Raw genomic sequence first — 19,167 nt, 5'->3', positions numbered from 1 at the left:
GCCCCTGTCCTTCCCGCAGCAGCGGCTGTGGTTCCTCAGCCGGTTCCAGCAGGACGGCGGCGCCAGCTACAACATGCCCGGCGCCCTGCGGCTGGAGGGGGGGCTGGACGCGGACGCGCTGGCGTCCGCGCTGGCCGCGCTGGTGGCGCGGCATGAGAGCCTGCGCACCTGCTTCCCGGAGGTGGACGGTGCTCCGGTCCAGGTCATCCAGTCCGAGGGCGCGCTGCCCCTGGAGCGCGTGGATCTGCGCGCCTTGCCGGAGCCGGAGCGCACCCGGCGCCTGGGCGAGCGGGCCCGGGCGGAGGCGGAGCACCGCTTCGAGCTGACGCGCGGTCCGCTGGCGCGCGCGGTGCTCGTGCGGCTGACGGAGCGCGGCCAGGTGCTGCTGCTCACCCTGCACCACGTCATCGCGGATGCCTGGTCGCTGGGCATCCTCTTCCAGGAACTGGCGGAGCTGTACGCCGCCCACGTGGGCCGGCGCGAGCCCCGGCTTCCGGCCCTGCCCATCCAGTACGCGGACTTCGCCGTCTGGCAGCGTGAGCGGTTGGTGAAGGTACTGGACGCGCAACGCGAGGCGTGGACGCGGCGGCTCACCGGCGCGCCGGTGCTCCTGGAGCTGCCCACGGACAGGCCCCGGCCCGCCGTGCAGACGTTCCGGGGGGCCACGGTGCCGCTCGCGTTGGAGCCGGCGGTGGCCCGGGGCGTGCGCGCCCTCGCCGAGCGCCACGGCGCCACGCCCTTCATGGTGCTGCTCGCGGGCTTCCAGGCGCTGCTGTCGCGCTACAGCGGCCAGGAGGACATCGTCGTCGGCTCCCCGGTGGCCAACCGGCCGCTGCGCGAGACGGAGGGGCTCATCGGCTTCTTCGTGAACATGCTGGCCCTGCGCACGCGGGTGCGGGCCGAGGACACCTTCGACGCGCTGGTGGCGCGGGTGAAGGACGTGGCGCTGGAGGCCTACGCGAACCAGGATGTCCCGTTCGAGCAGCTGGTGGAGGCGCTCCAGCCCGAGCGCAACCTGAGCCACCCGCCGCTCTTCCAGGTGATGTTCATGCTCCAGAACGCGCCCGCGGGCCGGCTGGAGCTGCCCGGCCTGGACGTCTCGCTGGAGGACTTCCAGAGCGTGTCGGCGAAGCTGGACCTGACGCTGTCCCTCACCGAGGTGGGCGAGGGCTTCGAGGGCTGGCTCGAATACAACCTGGACCTCTACGACGAGGCCACGGTGCGGCGCATGGCCGGCCACCTGAACACGCTGTTGGCGGCGGCGGTCGCGGACCCGGACCGCCCGGTGGGGCGCCTGCCGTGGCTCACCGCCGGGGAGCGGGCGTGGCTGTCGGCTCGCAACGCCACCGACGTGGTCGTGGCGGGGGACCGGCGTGTCCACCGCCAGTTCGAGGCCCAGGTGGCGCGCACGCCCGACGCGGTGGCGCTGGTGTTCCGCGAGGCGCACCTCACCTACCGCGCGCTGGAGGCGCGGGCGAACCAACTGGCGCACCACCTGCGGACGCTGGGGGCGGGGCCGGGCGCGCTGGTGGGCCTGTGCGTGGAGCGGTCGCTGGAGATGGTGGTGGGGATGCTGGGCATCCTCAAGTCGGGGGCGGCCTATCTTCCGTTGGACCCGAAGCTGCCCGCCGACCGGCTGGCGCTCATCGTGGAGGATGCGGGGGCCGCGCTGCTCGTCACGCGCGAGTCCCTGAAGGGCACGCTGCCCGAGACGGCGGCGCGCCGGGTCTGCCTGGACACGGAGGCCGCCACGCTGGCCGCGTGTCCGGACTCGGTCCTCTCCGGCGGCGCGGTGGCCGGGGACCGGGCCTATGTCATCTACACCTCCGGCTCCACCGGGCGCCCCAAGGGCGTGGAGCTGGAGCACCGCCACGTCACGAACTTCTTCCAGGGCATGGACGGGGTGCTGGGGACGGAGCCCGGGACCTGGCTGGCCGTCACCACGCCGTCCTTCGACATCTCCGTGCTGGAGCTGCTGTGGACGCTGGCGCGCGGCTACCGCGTCGTCGTCCAGGACGATGCCGCCGGCATCCTCCCGGCGGCCCACGGCGCGGGGGCGCCCCGGCGTCCGGTGGACTTCAGCCTGCTGTACTTCGCCAGCGCGGGGGGCGCCGCGGGGACTCCGGGCAAGTACCGGCTCTTGCTGGAGGGCGCCCGGTTCGCGGACACCCATGGCTTCACCGCCATCTGGACCCCGGAGCGCCACTTCCATGACTTCGGTGACCTGTACCCCAACCCCTCGGTGACGGGCGCGGCGGTGGCGGCGGTGACGCGCCGGGTGCGCATCCGCGCGGGCAGCGTGGTGCTGCCCCTGCATGATCCGCTGCGCGTGGCGGAGGAGTGGTCCGTGGTGGACAACCTCTCCGATGGCCGCGTGGACGTGTCCTTCGCGTCCGGGTGGCAGGCCCAGGACTTCGTGCTCGCGCCGGAGCGGTATGCCCGTCGCAAGGCGCTGATGCTCGAAGGGCTGGAGGAGGTGCGGCGGCTCTGGCGCGGCGGCTCGGTGCGCCGCGTGGACGGCACGGGGCAGCAGCGCGAGGTGCGCACGCGGCCCAGGCCCGTGCAGCCGGAGCTGCCGGTGTGGCTCACCGCCGCTGGCAGCGAGGAGACCTTCCGCATGGCCGGCGAGGTGGGGGCGAACGTGCTGACCCACCTGCTGGGCCAGGACGTGGCGCAGCTGGGGGCGAAGGTGGCCGCCTTCCACGCGGCGTGGCGTCAGGCGGGACATGCGGGCGTCGGTCGGGTGACGCTGATGGTGCACACCTTCGTGGGCGTGGACGCGGACGCGGTGCGCGAGACGGTGCGCGGTCCCTTCCGCGAGTACCTGCGCAGCTCGCTGGACCTGCTGGCGCAGCTGGCGCGCAGCCTGGGCATGGACCTGTCCAAGGGCGGCATCGCGCCGGAGGACCTGGAGTTCCTGCTGGACCACGGCTTCGAGCGCTTTTATGAGACGAGCGGCCTGTTCGGCACCGTGGACGCGTGCGTCCAGCGGGTGGGGCAGCTCCAGGCGGTGGGCGTCGACGAGGTGGCCTGCCTCGTGGACTTCGGCGTGGACGCGGACACCGTGCTGGCCAGCCTCCCGCTGCTGGAGCAGGTGCGGGTGCGCTCCCAGCCCGGCGGGGAGGACGCGGCGCCAGCGGACTTCTCCGTCCCCGCGCAGGTGCGCAGGCACGGGGTGACGCACCTGCAGTGCACGCCGTCCCTGGCGCGGCTGCTGGTGGACGACGCCCGGGGGCTGGACGCGCTGCGCTCCCTGCGCACGCTGCTGCTGGGCGGCGAGGAGCTGCCGGCGGCGCTGCTGGAGCGGCTGGGGGACGGGACGCCGCGCCAGGTGCTCAACATGTACGGCCCCACGGAGACGACGGTGTGGTCCACCACGGCGGTGGCCGCCGCGCGGGGGGGCCGGGTGTCCATTGGCGCGCCCATCGCCAACACGCAGATCCATGTCGTGGACCGCCACCTGCAACCGGTGCCGGTGGGGGTGCCCGGGGAGCTGCTCATCGGCGGGGACGGCGTGGCCCGGGGCTACCTGGGGCGGCCGGAGCTCACCGCCGAGCGCTTCATCGCGGACCCGTTTTTCCCGGACGAGGGCCGGCGCGTGTACCGCACGGGCGACCTGGCGCGCTGGCGCGCGGATGGCGGGCTGGAGTTCCTGGGCCGCGCCGACTTCCAGGTGAAGGTGCGGGGCTTCCGCATCGAGCTGGGGGAGATTGAAGCGGTGCTCACGCGGCACCCGGCCGTGCGCCAGGGCGTCGTCGTGGTGCGCGCGGACGGCGGCGGCGACAGGCTGCTGGTGGGCTACGTGGTGCCGGAGGGCGAGGCGGCGGGCGCCCCGGAGCTGCGGCGCTTCCTCTCCCAGCACCTGCCCGACTACATGGTGCCGGGCCTCTTCGTGACGCTGCCGGAGCTGCCGCGCACGCCCAACGGCAAGGTGGACCGGCGCGCGCTGCCCGCGCCGGAGCTCCAGGGGGACGCGGGCGGGGAGCGGGTGGCTCCGCGCACCACCGCGGAGATGCAGTTGGCCGCGCTGTGGGCGGAGCTGCTCAAGGTGCCGGACCCGGGCGTGCGCGACAGCTTCTTCTCACTGGGGGGGCACTCCATCCTCGCGGTGCAGCTCATGGCGCACATCGAGCGGCTCTTCGGGCGGCGGCTGCCGCTGGCCACGCTGTTCCGCGCGCCCACCATCGAACGGCTCGCGCAGGAGTTGACGCGGGAAGGGGAGTCCTCCCGCTCCCTGCGGGTGGAGCTCCAGCGGGGACGGGACGGCCTCGCGCCCGTGTTCTGCGTGCCCGGGGCGGGCGGCAACCTCATCTACTTCCACACGCTGGTGCGCCACCTGGGCCCCGCGCGGACGGTGTACGGGCTGCAGCCCGTCTACGCGGAGGCGCCGGAGGAGGGGACGGTGGTGGAGGCCCTGGCCACGCAGTACCTGGCGGCCGTGCGCGAGGCGCAGCCGCACGGCCCCTACGCCTTCGTCGGGCACTCGTTCGGCGGCGTCATCGCGTTCGAGCTGGCCCGGAGGCTGCGCAAGGCGGGAGAGACGGTGGCCCTGCTGGGCATCCTCGACAGCGTGGCGCCGGTGCCGCGAAGCCAGCCCCTGGGCGCGGACTGGGATCAGGCCGAGTGGCTGCGCCTCATTGGCAGCCTGCTGCTGCGGCTGTACGGCAAGGACGTGGGCCTGTCGGTGGAGGCGCTGCGAGAGCTCGCGCCCGAGGCCCAGGTGGACCTGCTGATGGCGCGGATGCAGTCGAGCGGCCTCTTGCCCCCGGAGGCGGACCGCACCCAGTTCCTGGGGTTCGTGCGCACCTTCCAGGCGGATCAGCAGAGCACCTACGTGCCCCCGGAGCCGTACCCGGGCCGGCTCACCTTCTTCCGCGCGGAGGTGCTGCATCCGGACAACATCCCCGTGGACGAGCTGCGCTGGACGCTGGAGGCGCCCGCCATGGGCTGGGAGCGCTTCACCCCCGAGCCCGTGGCGGTGCACGTCGTGCCCGGAGACCACCTGTCGATGATGACCGAGCCGCACGTCCAGGCGCTGGCGCGGGTGCTGGCAGGCTGCCTGGACGCCCCTTCCCCGGCGGAGCCGCCCCGCGCGGACCGCCCCTCGCCGCACCTCACCCTCAAGGAGTCACACGGAACATGAACGCCCATGTCGTCGCCCCGCTCTTGCGCTGCATCTTCTGCCGCCGGGAGCAGTTCACCCAGCAGGACAGCGCCCTCCACTGCGAGGGCTGTGGCCGCCGCTTCTCGCGCAACGGGGCCGGCTATACGGACCTGATGCAGACGGGCACCCAGCCCCGGACACCGCCCAACACGGTGGCCCAGCGGCTCATGGAGAGTGACGCTTTCGTCGGCGTGTACGAGCACCTGATGCGTCCCCTCTTCGTGCGCATCTTCGCCGGGCCGGGCGCGACCGTGCCCACCCCCCAGGAGGAGTACGCCGTCTACGAGCGCTGGCTCGACGTGCCGGCGCGGGGCGGCCCCTGGCTGGACCTGTCCTGCGGCGCCGGCTTCTACACCCAGAGCCTCGCGCGCAGCGCCGGCAACCAGCTGGTGGTGGGCCTGGACCTGTCGGAGGCGATGCTGGAGAAGGCCGCCCGGCAGGTCAACGGCACGGGCAACACGGTGCTGCTGCGCGGCAACGTGTATGAGCTGCCCTTGCGGGACGGGGTGTTCTCCGGCGTCCTCAACGCGGGCTCGCTGCACCTGTACCCGGACCCGGACCTCGCGTACCGGGAGATCTTCCGGCTGCTCAAGCCGGGCGGCACCTACGTGGCCAGCACCTTCGCGGAGTCCCCGCGCCCGCTGGGCCGGCTGGGGGTGAGCGCCACCGGCATCCGCCGCACGGACCTGCCCGGACTGCCCGCGGCGCTCGCCCGCGCGGGCTTCGTGGACTACGAGGAGCAGCGCTACGGTGACGCCTTCATCCTCAAGGTCCGCCGTCCCGAGTAGTCGGGTGTGGCTCCCGGTGCCACGCGTGCGTCAGCGAATGCGTCATTGCACGCGGGGGACCGCGAATGGGGGCCCCCAAGCGTCTGGGAACCCCCATGCGCCCGGAGTCTCGCTGAAGCGATGCGGCGCGTGAGGGAAGAGAGGGAGCGGGCTGCCTCCCTTCCCAGGACTTCAGCGTCTACGGGCTGAACATGCCGGTGAGCACGCTGGCGCGGCCTCGAGGCAGCGAGCGCTTGAACGGGCTCGCCGCGAGGTCCGAGCCGGGCTGGTACCAGCTCTGGATCTCCGCGAAGTACGTCTGGCCCGCCAGCAGCACGCCCGGGGGCAGGTACACGCTCTGGAGATCCGTGTGCAGCGTCGCCACGCGCGTCGCGGTGGTGTAACCCGTGCTCGTGCCCAGCCGGTAGATGTTCACCACGTAGTTCGTGGCCGTGCCGACCAGCGGCTTCGACCAGCGCAGCGAGGCGTCGGTCCCCACGCCCGTGAGGTTCTGGAACGCGCCGCGCGTGTTCACCAGGGGCGCCTGCACCGGCCCGACGAGGGGCTGCACGGGCGCGGCGGTGAACGCGCTCGCCTCCTGATCCATGCGGATGTCCACGCTCATGGTGTAGGGCGTCGCGGTTCCCAGCGCGTAGCTCTTCGTGAAGCCCGCGGCGGCGAGCGCCACCTTCTGCCACGTCGCCGGGAGCGGGTTGTTGTAGGTCATGCTCCCCGTGACGATGTCGGTCCGCTGCGTGTCAGGGTTGAGCTTCACGAGCAGTGGCGACCCGCTGATGGACGCGAGCGCCGAGCTCAGCGCGGCCGGCCGGGCGGACATCCAGATTTCGTTGTACGTGCTGACCGCGTCCGGGTTCACCTGGGTGCGCATGGCTTCAAAGGCCGAGCGTCTCCAGTCCACCGCGAAGGTGCCTGTCGCGACGGGCTGGGTGAAGGTGCCGCTGACGGTGACGGGCTGGCCCTCCACCTGCGTCATGCTCGTGTTGAGCACCTTGTGCATCGCGCGGTAGGGCACTCCATTCGCGCTCGTCTGCAACCGCAGCTGCGCCAGCGAGAACACATCCCCGCGGCTGCTGTCGAGCAGCACCGGGTTGCCCATGTCGGCGTAATTGAAGCTCAGCCCGGAGAGCGACGTGGCGCCCGCCAGCGGAAACCCCGTGGCGCCGCCGTGGACGTAGCCGAACGCGCCCGGGTTCAACGAATACACGTCCAGGTAGTCCCCCGGCTGCCAGGGAGACAGGCCGGTGGCGGACACCGTCACGGGGGTCGGCAGCGAGACGAAGGTACCATCGCGGCCCCACTCCGTGGAGCCCAGGTCGAACGCGCGGCCGGTGCTCACCAGGTAGCGCGAGCCCAGCTTCAGGTAGATGCGGCCGGAAGGGACGTTCGGCACGGAGACGGTGCCGTCCGCGGAGCCCGTGCCCGGATAGGCCGTGAACGCCCCGGTCGTTGAATCCCGCATGTATGCCACCACTGACGTGGCGGACTGGTCGTATGGCTTCGTCTCGTTGCCCGACGTGGCGACGAAGGTGATCGGGCTGGTGCCGGTGACCTGGGTGACCAGGCCTTGGGTGACCTCGGAGGTCGCGTCCGTCGACACGGAGGAGTCCACCGCCTCGGCCTCGTCGAGCCCCGCGCAGCCGACCCCTGCCATGCCAACCAAAAGCCCGAGGGAGAACAATGATTTATGCATTGTGAAGGCAACCCTTTCGGCGACGCCCTGAAGGGCGCCGCGCAGGGAGATTCATACCGGGTCGGTCTGACATTTCCGGGAGCGCTTCGATTCCAAATTTCCCTCGGGGCAGTGAAAGCAAACGCGCTTGTCAGCAGATGAGCCGGGCAACGGCCTCCGTGTGGTTTCTCTTCTCCTGGCGCCAAGGGCGCAGTCCGCTGAGGCACGCGAAGCGCGTTACGCCGGACGCGGCGGCCCGAACCATCGGGTCAGGGCCTCACGCAGACCCGGGTCCGTGCCCTCCCCGACCCACGCGACGTGTCCGTCCGGTCGAATCAGCACCGCGACGGGCGCGGTGACAGCGCCGAGCACCGGCAGCTCCCACGCCCCCGTGTAGCGAGCAGCGACCCTGCGAACCCGGTCCGCCCAGGGCGTGATGTCGAGCGTGCCGGGCTCGCCCAGGTCGAGCAGCACCGGCCGCGCGTCGTGCAACAGGTGGAACACGCGCCGGGGGCCGTCGGCGGTGACCAGGTCGAGGTCCGGCATGCGGCGCCCGAGCAGCGGGTGTCCGTTTCCCAGGTCGTAGTGGACGTCCAGCCCCGACATCATCGCCGCGTACTGCTTGCGTGGCCCGTCCATCCGCAGCAACTCCGCCAGCGTCTCGCGCACGGCGTCCATCCGCGCGTCACCGCGGGCAAGCGCGGTCTGCGCCATGGTCTTGCGCAGCGCACGGGCCGCGACGGGGTGACGCTCGGCCTGGTACGTGTCGAGCAGGTCCTCCGGCGAGACGCCGCGCACGACCTGGGCCAGCTTCCACCCCAGGTTCACGGCATCCTGCACGCCGAGGTTGAGCCCCTGTCCGCCCATCGGCGAGTGCACGTGGGCCGCGTCGCCGGCCAGGAGCACCCGCCGGTCCCGGTAGGACGCCGCCTGCCGCGTCATGTCGGTGAACCTTGAGAGGTACGTGGCGCTGCGCAGGCCATGGTCCGTCCCGTAGAGCGCGACGAGCCCCTCGCGCAGACCTTCAAGGGTGGGCGCGTCGCCCGTGCCGACCTGCTCCTCTCTCAGCACGACGCCCACGCGCCCGTCCTCCAGCGGGCCCATGGCGTAGGTGCCCTTCTCGTCCCGGCGGATGCCGAACGCCGGCGCTCCGGTCATCTCGACCTCGGCGATGAGGTAGCTGATGGACGCGTCCCACCCCGGGAACTCGATGCCTGCCGCCTTGCGGACGAGGCTGCGACCCCCGTCGCACCCCACGAGGTACTTCGCCCGCAGCGCACGGCCGTCGGACAGAACGACGTCGACGCCGGTGTCGTCCTGCGTGAAGCCCGTCACCTCGCACCCACGGTAGAGGGGCACCGCCAGCTCGCCCACCCACTCCGCCAGGATGCGCTCGAAGCGCTCCTGCAAGAGCGCGAGCCCATGGTTGTGACGCGTCGGGAAGTCGCTGAGGTCCAGAGGCGCCTGCCCGAACGCGACGTTCTGGACCGCTTTCCCTTGCGAGACGAAGCGCTCGACGACCCCGCGCTGATCGAGCACCTCCAGGCTGCGCGCGTGCAGGCCGCGCGAGCGCGAGCCGGGGACCTCCTGACTGGCGCGTCGCTCGACGATGGCCACGTCCACCTGCGCCAACGCCAGCTCCGCCGCCAGCATCAGCCCGGTCGGGCCCCCTCCCGCAATCACCACCGCGTGCTGTGTCACCACGTCCGTGTGCATCACTCGTCCCTCCCGCTTCTGGAGTGAAACGGGCGATGGTGGAGCACGGCCGGGGGGGCTTGCGGCAATACCCGGGGTCTGGCATCTGCTGGCTGTGGAGAGAGCGGAGAGGTCTGCCGTGGCTCCTCCCAGCGGCCCGTCGCGGACCCGGAAAGAGCGCACGTTTGACCTCGCGCGTGGCGAGGCCAGGCGCTCGCCTCCGCTACCTGCCCGAAGCCTCGGAAGTTCTCGCGGGGAGCGGACAGCAGGAACCCGAACCTCGATGTCGTCCTGTGCCGTTGGCGACCCCGCCTACGTCCGGCGACGCCGCGAGACGTTGGGCGACCGGCACCCCACGCGCCGCGCGGGCCACCGCATTCTCCTCGCGGTAGCCCCTCTCTCGGAGGAACGCCCATGCGCGCCGTGCTCCTGCTCTGCCTCATCCTTCCGCTGTCCCTCGCCCAGGCCCAGGGACTCCAACTGCAGCCCTACGCCTTCCAGGCCCGCGACGGTCGCGTCGTTCAGGCCGAGCTGGGCACCGTCACCGTGCCCCTGCGCCACGCCCGCCCCGAGGGCCCGGGTCTGCCCCTGCGCTTCGTGCGCTTCAAGAGCACGAACCCCACGCCCGCGGCCCCCATCGTCTACCTGGCCGGTGGCCCGGGCGGCTCCGGTATCGAGGCCGCACGCAACGTCCGCTTCGAGCTGTTCCTCGCCCTGCGCGAGGTGGCCGACGTCATCGCGCTGGACCAACGCGGCACCGGCCAGTCGAACCCCCATCCCAATCTGGAGCAGCGCTGGGCCATTCCGCTCGAGCAGCGCATGGACGAGGCGCTGCTCACCACCACGGTGAAGAAGGCCGCCGCCGAGGCGAGCCGGACCTGGGCCACGGCCGGCGTGGATCTGGGCGCCTACACCACGGAGGAGAACGCCGACGACCTGGAGGTGCTGCGCAAGGCGCTGGGCGCGCCGAAGCTCAACCTCTGGGGCATCAGCTACGGCACCCACCTGGGCCTCGCCTACCTGCGGCGCCACGCACAGCGGGTGGACCACGTCATCCTCGCAGGCATCGAGGGGCCGGACGACACCTGGAAGCGGCCTGCCCACGCGGAGGCCCTGCTCGAGCGCTGGGAGGTCGTTCTGCGCGCCGAAGGCGAGCGCGGGCCGGGCCTGAAACCGCGGCTGGCGAAGCTGTTGAAATCGCTGAAGCGCGAGCCCCGCACCGTTGCGTTCACGGACCCGGCGAAGGGTGAGCGCCACACCTGGCGGGCCAGCCACTTCGACCTTCAGCGCGCCATCTTCGAGTCCCTTCGAGACCCCGCCACCTTCCGGCGCTTCCTCACCCTGCTTCCGGCCCTGGAGGCCGGGGACTATGCGCCGATGGCACCCTTCGCGCGCCAGCTGCGCGAAGGGTGGCTGGAGCCCATGTCGCTCGCCATGGACGCGGCCTCCGGCGTGAGCCCGGCGCGACACGCCCTCATCGAGAGGGAAGCGGCGAAGGCACTGCTCGGTGGCAGCGCCAACCCGGGAGCACTGCGAGCAGGGGATGTGCCCGGCGTGAGCGACCTGGGCGAGTCCTTCCGCGGTCCGCTGAAGGCCGCGGTGCCCGTCCTGCTCATCAGCGGCACCCTGGATGGGCGCACGAGCCCGGACAACGCGGAGGCCCTGCGCCCCGGGCTCTCCCAGACCGCTCACCTGGTGCTGGTGGGTGCGGGACACGACGGCCTCTTCCAGTCGGACCCGCGCATCCTTGAGCGCATGAAGGCCTTCCTGAAGGGCGAAGCGCTCCGCGATGAGCGGCTGGAGATCAAGGCGAAGCCCTGACGTCAATCCCTATCGAGCACCGGTAGCGACGGCGCCTACGCCTCCAGCCGCTTGCGCAGCACTCCCAGGCGGCTGCGGCCCACCGGCAGTCGGGTGCCGTCCCGCAGTTCCACCGCGGTGCGCGAGCCCTCCGAGGCGACGAGCTCGCGGATGTCCGTCACGCGGACGAGATAGGAGCGGTGGACGCGGAGGAAGTCGGCGGGGAGCAGTTGCTCGAGCCGCTCCAGGCTCTTCTCGCTCAGCTCGGTGCCGCCTTCGCGCAGGACCAGCTCCGCGTAGTCTCCAGCGCCCTGGATGTACGCGACGGAGTCCAGGGGCACGAGGACCACGCCTCCGCCCTTTCTCACCGCGAGGGTGCGCATTGGAGTGGCCGCGCGGCTTCCCACGCGGGCGAGCGCGAGGGCGAGCCGCTCCGGCGTGTATGGCTTTGGCACGAAGTCCAGCACCCCCAGCTCGAAGGCGCGCAGCGCCTGGTCGGTGTTCGCGGAGACCACCACCGTCTGGAATGCGCCCGCGGCCGCCTCCGCGAGCAGCGCGAAGCCGTCCTCGCCCGAGAGGTTCAGGTCCAGCAGCAGCACGTCCACGTCGCGCTCGGCCAGCAGCGCGCGCGCCTCGTCCAGACTCGCGCACACGCGAGGGGGCGGGGCGCCCGGCCCCAGCCACTGCTCGCACAGCCGAGCGAGGCGTCGCGCCGCCAGCGGTTCGTCCTCCACGATGAGCAGCCTCACGCCGGCACCTCCACCCGCGTCATCCACCCATCCTCCGTGGGCCCGTCCTCGAGCCGCCACACACCGGGGAAGGCCTCCTCCAGGCGCGCGCGCAGGTAGCGCGAACCGGTGCCCTCACCGCCCCCCTGGCGCGTGCCCGTGCCCAGGGGGGCGAGGAAGACGTAGCGCCGCCGCGGCCGGGCGCCCTCGGCGACGAGGCTGCTCTGGAGCCGGAAGGTGTGGGGCGAGATGTAGCGGTTGTGGCTGAAGGCGTTCTCCAGCAGCGTGTGCAGCAGGGCAGGGGGGACGGGGGCCTCGAGGTCCACGCCCTCGGTCTCCAGGTGGAAGGCCGTGCCCTGCCGGCAGCCCATGACGTCCAGGTGGGCGCGGCACAGCTCCAACTCGCGGGCGAGCGGAATGGTGCGCTCACCGGAGACGGCGAGCAGGTGCCGGTACACCGCGCCCAGGGCCTCGATGAAGCGCACGGCCTGCGCGGGCTCTGTCTCCACCCACTCACTCAGCGCGCCCAGCGTGTTCATCAGGAAGTGCGGTTGCAGACTGCGCTTGAGCAGCTCCAGTTGCAGGCGCTCCGCGGCGCGCGTCGCGCTCTCCAGCCGTTCCTGCTGGCGGCGCTGCTGCCGGGCATGTACCGCCGTGAGGCAGAGCAACAGCCCTCCGAAGGCGAGGAAGAAGCCGCGCTCGGGGAAGCCCCAGGGCTCCAACAGGTAGAGCGTCCCAGCGAAACCGAGCCCCGCCAGCGCGCCCAGGGCCCCCCACGGTTCCCCTCTGCGCCACGCGCGCACGGCGAGCGCCGTGGAGACGACGAGCGAGGCCCCGAGCGCGATGCTGTTCTTGCCATCGAAGCCCGGAACGAAGACGAGCGAGAGCAGCCCCAATCCGAGTCCCATCCACCGCAGCCAGCGGCGTGGCTCGCCGAAGGCCGCGTGCACGGTCGCTGGCAGCAGCGCCGCCACCGCCAGCACGGCCGCCGCCTGCAGTCGCAGCCGCACTGCGTGCTGTGGGTAGGGATAGTTGGCGAGCCCGCGCCACGCCTCCAGCAGGACGAGCGCCGCGGCGGCGAGGCACAGCACGCCGAGCAGCAGCGTGGCGAGCCCGCCGTGAGTGAGCCGCACGCGCGCGAGGTGGTAGAGCCCCATCAGCACCAGTGCGCCCAGCATGCAAAGGGCTGGCACCAGGCCGAGCATCCGCGTCCGAGCGAGGGACGCGGCCTCGCCCACCCGCAGGTCGTGGAGGGTGCCCACGGGCTGGAAGCCGAGCCGGTGCGCGGAGATGCGCATCGTCAGCACGTGAGGGCCCGGCGTGCTGAGCTCGGGCGGAAGCGGGAACAGGGCATCGATTCGTCCCGGCACCTCCTCCGCGGGCGTGCGCCCCACCTGACCGTTGCGCCCCAGGGGCCTGCCGTCCCACCAGGCCTCCCATGACCCGAGCACCGACAGGGAGAGGGCAGGCGTCGGGGCTCCGGCTTCACGCGGGGGCACCTCCACCTGCGTGCGCAGCCAGAAGGGGCCGGTCCCCTCATTCAACTGACTGCCCTCCACCGTGCGCCAGCCCCGCGCGTCCCCCGCAAGCGCTACTTCCGCGGGGAGGTCCTCCGCGTGCACCTGCACCTGTCCTTGTCGTGCGGAGGGCAGGGCGGCCGAGGCGGCGAGCGAGAGCGCGAGGCATCCCGCGAAGAGGGCGGACGACGTCATGGGCCTCAGCATACGTAGCGCGGCGCCGCCCCACGCGCACTCCGGCGACGCCGCGAGACGTTGGGCGACGCGCACCCCCACGCGCCGCGCCGGCCACCGCATCCTCTTCTCCGTATCCCCTTCGGAGGAACGCCCATGCGTGCCGTGCTCCTGCTCTGCCTCATCCTTCCGCTGTCCCTCGCCCAGGCCCAGAGCCTCCAGGTGCAGCCCCACACCTTCCAGGCCCTCACCGTGCCCGTCGTCGCGCCACCGCCGTTCGCCCAGGTCATCGAGCGCGAAGTGCCGGCCCTCATGAAAGAAGCCCGTATCCAAGGCGTGGCCGTGGGGCTGATTGTCGGAGGCAAGCTGGCCTACGCCAAGGGCTTCGGCTTCGCGGACCACGCGGGCAAGGTGCGAGTGACGCCCGACACGGTGTTCGTCGCTGCCTCGCTGGCCAAGCCGATCGCCAGTTGGGTGACGATGCGTCTGGCCGAGCAGGGGCGCGTGAAGTTGGATGAGTCGGTGGCCGATGTGCTGTCGCCGTGGCCGCTGGCGCAGAGCCCGTTCGACCCTCGCCTGATCACGATCCGCCGCCTGCTGTCGCACACCGCGGGCACGACCTTGGGCGGGTATCAGGGCTGGCTCGATTACAAGGAGCTGCCGAGCCTGGAGGAGTCGCTGGCCGGCAAGACGAATGGACGCGGCGCGGTGGAGCTGTTCGCGCCGGTCGGTGTGAAGTTCCAGTACTCCGGCGGCGGCTACACCCTGATGCAGTTGGCCATCGAGCGGACCACGCAGCGCAAGTATTCGGACCTGGCGCGCGAGCTGGTGTTCCGGCCGCTGGGCATGAAACACAGCAGCGTCGCCATGACGCCGGAGGTGCTGGCCGGTGCAGCGCAGGGACACGGCGACGATGGCAGGCCGGTGCCGATGCGTTACTACGTCGAGCAGGCGCCTTCGACCCTGACCACCACCGTCCGCGACTTCACCCGCTGGATGATTGCCGGCATGGCGAACACCGCCGGCGCGCATCCACTGACCCAGGCGCAACTGGCCCAGATGTACATACCCGCGGAGCTGAGCACGCCGCGCGCGCCCGATGAGGGGGTCTACGGCCTGGGCCACTTCATCGAACGCCTCGGCGACGGCAGCACCGCCGTCGGTCACGACGGGCGCAACCAGGCTGGCTTCCGCGCCCATTTCTTGATGCGTCCGCAATCCGGCGACGGCATCGTCTTCTTCAGCAACTCCCGCAGCGGCCTGGCTTTGGACCGCGTCGTCTGCCTGTGGGGCGCCGACGTGGCCAAGGCCGATCCGGTGACGGCCTGCAAGAAATAGCGTTGCGTTCTACCGGGTGCCCGAATGCGTGGCGCAGCCTGCGCAGGTGGGCTCCAGCGCCATCCCGCAGCGTGGGGCCGGCTTCTGTCGAGCAGGAGAGGGGGGCCTGGGGGCTCGCCGTGCTCAGCATTCGCCGGACTGAATTCCGGGTAGGCACAGGTGCTGCGGTTTGGGGGGCAACGATTCGCGCCAAATGGAGCGCCAACAAGTCCGTAGATGAAGATTGACAGAGCGGCCAGCATCAGAGGAGAAACTGGCGCTTCGCGTTTACTCCGCCCGTATCGGGCACCCTCACCCGGAAATTTCATGTCATATTTGTTTTCGAGATGGCTCGCAGTGCCATCTGCCGTATTGCGCGCTGGATTGGTGCTTGGACTGGCCGCGAGCACCCTCGCCGCTTGTCGCGACAACGAGCCGCGCGGCATCCCGCCGGTGACCCGCAACATCACTCTCGAGACGGTGGAAGACACGCCCCTCGATATGCGCCTGCCGGCCACCGGCAACGAGGCACTCACTTTCACCCTCGTCGACGCACCGGACCACGGCACATTGAGTGATATCAGCGCCAGTGGCTCCATCACCTACACCCCCGGCGCCAATTACAATGGCGAAGACGCGCTCGTCTTTCGTGCCACCAACCGCCAGGGCCAAAGCGCCCAGGGCACGGTGACCATCACCATCACCCCGGTGAACGACACGCCCACGCTCTCCTCGTTGGCCAACCAGACCATCGCCGAGGACAGCTCGACCGGTGACCTGGCCTTCACCCTGGGCGACGTGGAGACCACCGCCGACGGCCTCACGGTCACCGCGACGTCCTCCAACACCGCCCTGGTGCCCGACGCCCCCGCAAACCTCGTCTTCGGAGGCTCCAGCACCCGCCGCACCCTCAAGCTGGTTCCCGTCGCCAACGCCAGCGGTACCACCACCATCACCCTCTCGGTGAGCGACGGCTCCGCCACTGCCTCCACCACCTTCACGGTCGACGTCACCGTGGTGAACGACCTCCCTGCCATTTCCCCCATGGCCAACCAGAGCATCGCTGCTGGTGGCTCGACCGGCGACCTGGCCCTCACCGTGGGCGACGTGGAGACCGCCGCCGACAGCCTCACGGTCACCGCGACGTCCTCCAATGCCGACCTGGTGCCCAACGACCCTGGCCACCTCGTTCTTGGCGGTTCCGGCTCCAGCCGCACCCTCAACGTCGTCCCTGTCGCCAGCGCCAGCGGATCCACCGCCATCACCGTCTCGGTGAGTGACGGCGCCGCTACCACCTCCACCACCTTCATGGTCGACGTCACCGGTCTCGCGAGCCTCTACTGGGTCACGAACACCGGCTCACTGTGGAGGGTTGACGTGAACGGCACGAATGCCATTGAACTCAAGACTGGCATCAGCGGGGCCGCTTCCGTCGTTACCGACCCGGTCACCCGTACCCTCTTCTACACGAGCGGCAGCGCCATCGTTCGAGTGGACAGTGATGGGGCGAATCCGGTCGATGTCGTGGCGGACGGAGGCTACCCCAGCGCGCTGGCAGTCGATTCGACGAACCGCAGGCTGTACTGGTCCGATTTCAACGGAGAACGGATCATGCGCGCCGAGCTGGACGGTAGCAATCCAACGCAGGTCGTCGGCGGCATCGATAGCCCGTCTGCCCTCGCGTTCGATGTCCCGAGTGGTAAGGTGTATGTGATTACCTATAACAACACCAAGCTCATGAGAGTCAATCTCGATGGTACCAACCTGGAGACCCTCGCTTCAAACCTGGGCGGCCTGGGGGTGGGCCTGGCGGTCGACCCGAGCGGCGGGAAGGTGTACTACTCGACCCGCGGCAACAGTATCTATGTATCCAACCTGGACGGTTCCAACGGCACCGCCCTGGTGACCAACCAGACCTCAGTGTACGGGATTGCCATCGATGCCACGGCCGGGCGGCTGTATTGGGTGGATTGGCTGGGTGGATTGCTCCGGAGCGCAAATCTGGCCGACGGCAGCAATATCCAGGACGTAAACTCGGGCAGCAGCAGGAACTTGGGTCTGGCCTGGATGCCTGCGCCGTAGCCAGGAGCAGGCGGCACTTCGCGTCCAGGGGCTTCAACGGAAGTCAGGCCCATTGACGACGTGAGCGTCCGGCTGGAGTGAGGAGGGTGGTCCCACCCTCTTCATGTACCTTCCTCATGGAGAGGCGTGAGGTGCACGGCCCGGGGCGTGGAGCCAAGGTGATAGAGCTGCCGGAAGTCTTCGGGCTCCACCACCGATACGAGCGCCGAGCCCCGTAGAGTCTCGGCTCCTCCATCGATGGCCTCACGGACCTGTGCCTGTTGCGCCACCCTGCCTGTCTTCGCAGGAGGGTCGCGGTGTATCCACAAAGGCAGAGAGGCGCTGAAACGTCTGGTCCGGGCGTAAGGCCGACCTCTGTCGAACTGGAGGGGAGGGCCTGGGGGCTCGCCGTGCTCATCGTTCACTGGCATGACGCGCGTTTTGACGCACCCATGACGCAGCGACCGAATCTTGGGGAGGCACAGCGGGAACTCGATGCGAAACACGGCGACGCTCGCGGCGTGTGGGTCGGTCACTCGCCGCGAGCCTGCCGCGCCGCGGCTACGCCTTGCCGGGCTTTTCGCCGAGCCGCTTTGCTCGCTCCTCGGCCTCGCCCGGCACGTCGAACTCCGTCGGGTCGAACAGCGGCCGGAGCTCGACCTCCCACTCCTCGCCGTCTTGCACGAGGAGGCCGAACGGCGCGCGCTTGGCCCACTCGATTGCCTCGGCGAACGTCTTGACTTCGAGCAGGCTGTAGCCGGCGATCAGCTCCTTGGCTTCGGCGAACGGGCCATCGATCACCTTGCACTGGCTCCTGCTGTACCGCACGAGCGCGCCGCGGCTCATCGGCGTGAGGCCGCCGAGATCGAGCAGCACGCCGGCCTTCCGCAACTCCTCGTTGAAGTTGTGCATCGCGACCAGCGCCTCTTCGGTCGGTTTCGGGCCCGCATCGGCTTGCTTGTTCGCCTTCACCATCATCATGACCTTCATCGCGTGTCTCCTTGCTGCTCGGTGGGTGTCCGCGAGGGCGACGAACAGTGCGCAGCCGGATCGACAACCGCGATGCAGATTCTTGCTGCGAGCGAGGGAAGACGTAACGCCCAGGTACTACTCGGGCGTCAAACTTCCCCAGCCCGGTCCGATTGTACGAGCGCTAAAGCTCACCTGTACCGCACCGGATTGTTGAGACACCAGGTTGGTCGTAATCAGGCCGCGTGCTTCGACTGCATCAGCTCGCGCCGAGCCTGACTCGGCGAGAGGGAGTGGTGGCGCTCCAGCGTAACCGTCCGGCCAATGACGTGTGGGGGCCCTTGCAGGTAGGCCCCGGCCGTTGACATCGACGACCCAGCGGTAGCGTCCGAGCCTTTCCTTGGACTCAACGCCGGGACGCGCGATGCGGGCGGCAATGCCGCGCAGGCGAAGTCCGCTCCTGTTCTTCCTGGAGGCGTAGGCCTTGTCGGTATGGAGTTTCCCTGGGCGGAAGCGGCGCTGCCCCGAAGGCATCCGCACTGCGGGCACGGAGTCGACGAGGGGGAAGAGTTCGTGCGTGTCGTGCACATTGGCGGCTGTCACCGACTCGGTCAGCGGCATGCCGTGGGCCTCTACGAGAAGATGATGCTTGCTACCCGCCTTCGCTCTATCCGTCGGGCTTGGGCCCGTGAGGGCCCCCTTTTTGAGGCCCGCACGGACGAGGAGTCAATGGCCCCCTGTGTCAGGGAAGTTGTCGCCTCGGCTGATCGGCCGGGATGACCGCGCCTTGGGGGCGAGAGCAGGCAGGAAGCAGTGTCGTACACGGATGGATTCAAGTCAGAAATGGTGAAGCGGATGGTGGGCCCCGCCGCGGTGAGTGCCGCCGCCCTGGCCCGCCAGGTGGGCGTGTCGCAACCGACGTTGTCGCAGTGGTTGAGGGAGGCGAATAAGTTGGCGGCGATGACGCCCCCGCCCGAGGAAAAGAAGCCCGCTCCGCCGACTGGACCGAAGAAGTGGACGCCCGAGGAGAAGCTGCGCGTGCTGGTGGCGGTCCAGGGGCTCACCGGAGAGGAACTGGGGGCGCTGCTGCGGCGCGAGGGGCTGCACGAGGGGCAGCTGACGGAGTGGCAGCAGGCGGCCGCTGGAGCCCTGTCGGGCGCGTCCACGCAGGCCCTGCCGGCCAAGGAGCGCAGGCGGCTGGCGGTGGCCGAGAAGCGGGTGAAGGAGTTGGAGCGCGAGCTGCGCCGCAAGGAGAAGGCGCTGGCGGAAACGGCGGCGCTGCTGG

General features: G+C 70.6%; 10 protein-coding genes and 2 pseudogenes. 6 read left to right on the top strand and 6 right to left on the bottom strand.

The window, feature by feature from the left end; all coding sequences use genetic code 11:
• Both D7Y13_RS21330 and D7Y13_RS21325 read left to right on the top strand, forming a co-directional pair.
• The coding region (locus D7Y13_RS21330) for a MupA/Atu3671 family FMN-dependent luciferase-like monooxygenase (RefSeq protein WP_120630759.1) at positions 1-5,143 on the top strand (5,143 nt) is incomplete at its 5' end.
• Positions 5,140-5,952 carry a class I SAM-dependent methyltransferase gene (locus tag D7Y13_RS21325; protein WP_120532701.1) on the top strand — a complete coding sequence of 271 codons (813 nt, stop codon included), beginning with the start codon at positions 5,140-5,142 and terminating at the stop codon, positions 5,950-5,952. The genes D7Y13_RS21330 and D7Y13_RS21325, both read left to right, overlap by 4 nt.
• A gap of 178 nt (positions 5,953-6,130) precedes the next feature.
• Here the strand turns inward: D7Y13_RS21325 and D7Y13_RS21320 are convergent, their stop codons facing one another.
• Both D7Y13_RS21320 and D7Y13_RS21315 read right to left on the bottom strand, forming a co-directional pair.
• The gene (locus D7Y13_RS21320) at positions 6,131-7,642 is read right to left on the bottom strand and encodes an ABC transporter substrate-binding protein (RefSeq protein ID WP_120584859.1); all 1,512 of its coding nucleotides are present in this window, start codon (positions 7,640-7,642) and stop codon (positions 6,131-6,133) included.
• Between the two features lie 216 nt (positions 7,643-7,858).
• Positions 7,859-9,337 carry an FAD-dependent monooxygenase gene (locus D7Y13_RS21315; protein WP_120584860.1) on the bottom strand — a complete coding sequence of 493 codons (1,479 nt, stop codon included), beginning with the start codon at positions 9,335-9,337 and terminating at the stop codon, positions 7,859-7,861.
• 393 nt (positions 9,338-9,730) lie between these two features.
• On the opposite strand from D7Y13_RS21315, the gene D7Y13_RS21310 reads away from it, so the two are divergent.
• Positions 9,731-11,137, top strand: coding sequence for an alpha/beta fold hydrolase (locus D7Y13_RS21310; protein ID WP_120584861.1), 1,407 nt, complete (start codon positions 9,731-9,733; stop codon positions 11,135-11,137).
• Positions 11,138-11,172: 35 nt separating this feature from the next.
• Here the strand turns inward: D7Y13_RS21310 and D7Y13_RS21305 are convergent, their stop codons facing one another.
• Positions 11,173-11,865 (bottom strand): LytR/AlgR family response regulator transcription factor, encoded by a 693-nt coding sequence (locus D7Y13_RS21305; protein ID WP_120532697.1) that lies wholly within the window; start codon positions 11,863-11,865, stop codon positions 11,173-11,175.
• Positions 11,862-13,556, bottom strand: a complete 1,695-nt coding sequence (locus D7Y13_RS21300) for a histidine kinase (protein ID WP_158620434.1) — start codon at positions 13,554-13,556, stop codon at positions 11,862-11,864. Before D7Y13_RS21300 ends, D7Y13_RS21305 begins: the two co-directional genes overlap by 4 nt.
• A gap of 135 nt (positions 13,557-13,691) precedes the next feature.
• Between D7Y13_RS21300 and D7Y13_RS21295 the strand changes: the two genes are divergently transcribed.
• Entirely contained in the window at positions 13,692-14,873 is a 1,182-nt protein-coding gene (locus tag D7Y13_RS21295; RefSeq protein ID WP_120584863.1) for a serine hydrolase domain-containing protein, read from the top strand.
• Between the two features lie 366 nt (positions 14,874-15,239).
• Complete coding sequence (locus D7Y13_RS21290) at positions 15,240-16,934, top strand: Ig-like domain-containing protein (protein ID WP_233595777.1); 1,695 nt, start codon at positions 15,240-15,242, stop codon at positions 16,932-16,934.
• 540 nt (positions 16,935-17,474) lie between these two features.
• Here the strand turns inward: D7Y13_RS21290 and D7Y13_RS21280 are convergent.
• Positions 17,475-17,903 (bottom strand): YciI family protein, encoded by a 429-nt coding sequence (locus D7Y13_RS21280; protein ID WP_199732871.1) that lies wholly within the window; start codon positions 17,901-17,903, stop codon positions 17,475-17,477.
• 117 nt (positions 17,904-18,020) lie between these two features.
• Positions 18,021-18,545, bottom strand: a pseudogene (locus D7Y13_RS49020) (transposase); the annotation flags it as partial.
• Positions 18,546-18,725: 180 nt separating this feature from the next.
• Here D7Y13_RS49020 and D7Y13_RS21270 point away from each other — a divergent pair.
• A pseudogene (locus D7Y13_RS21270) lies at positions 18,726-19,167 on the top strand (IS3 family transposase); the annotation flags it as partial.

The sequence above is a fragment of the Corallococcus praedator genome (assembly GCF_003612125.1).
Taxonomy (GTDB): domain Bacteria; phylum Myxococcota; class Myxococcia; order Myxococcales; family Myxococcaceae; genus Corallococcus; species Corallococcus praedator.
This window is presented reverse-complemented; position numbering and strand designations above follow the sequence as displayed.

Coding starts and splice junctions, on each gene's coding strand:
- D7Y13_RS21300 (WP_158620434.1), bottom strand. CDS start 13,556: ATGACGTCGTCCGCCCTCTTCGCGGGATGCCTCGCGCTCTCGCTCGCC.
- D7Y13_RS21310 (WP_120584861.1), top strand. CDS start 9,731: ATGCGCGCCGTGCTCCTGCTCTGCCTCATCCTTCCGCTGTCCCTCGCC.
- D7Y13_RS21280 (WP_199732871.1), bottom strand. CDS start 17,903: ATGAAGGTCATGATGATGGTGAAGGCGAACAAGCAAGCCGATGCGGGC.
- D7Y13_RS21295 (WP_120584863.1), top strand. CDS start 13,692: ATGCGTGCCGTGCTCCTGCTCTGCCTCATCCTTCCGCTGTCCCTCGCC.
- D7Y13_RS21315 (WP_120584860.1), bottom strand. CDS start 9,337: ATGCACACGGACGTGGTGACACAGCACGCGGTGGTGATTGCGGGAGGG.
- D7Y13_RS21325 (WP_120532701.1), top strand. CDS start 5,140: ATGAACGCCCATGTCGTCGCCCCGCTCTTGCGCTGCATCTTCTGCCGC.
- D7Y13_RS21320 (WP_120584859.1), bottom strand. CDS start 7,642: ATGCATAAATCATTGTTCTCCCTCGGGCTTTTGGTTGGCATGGCAGGG.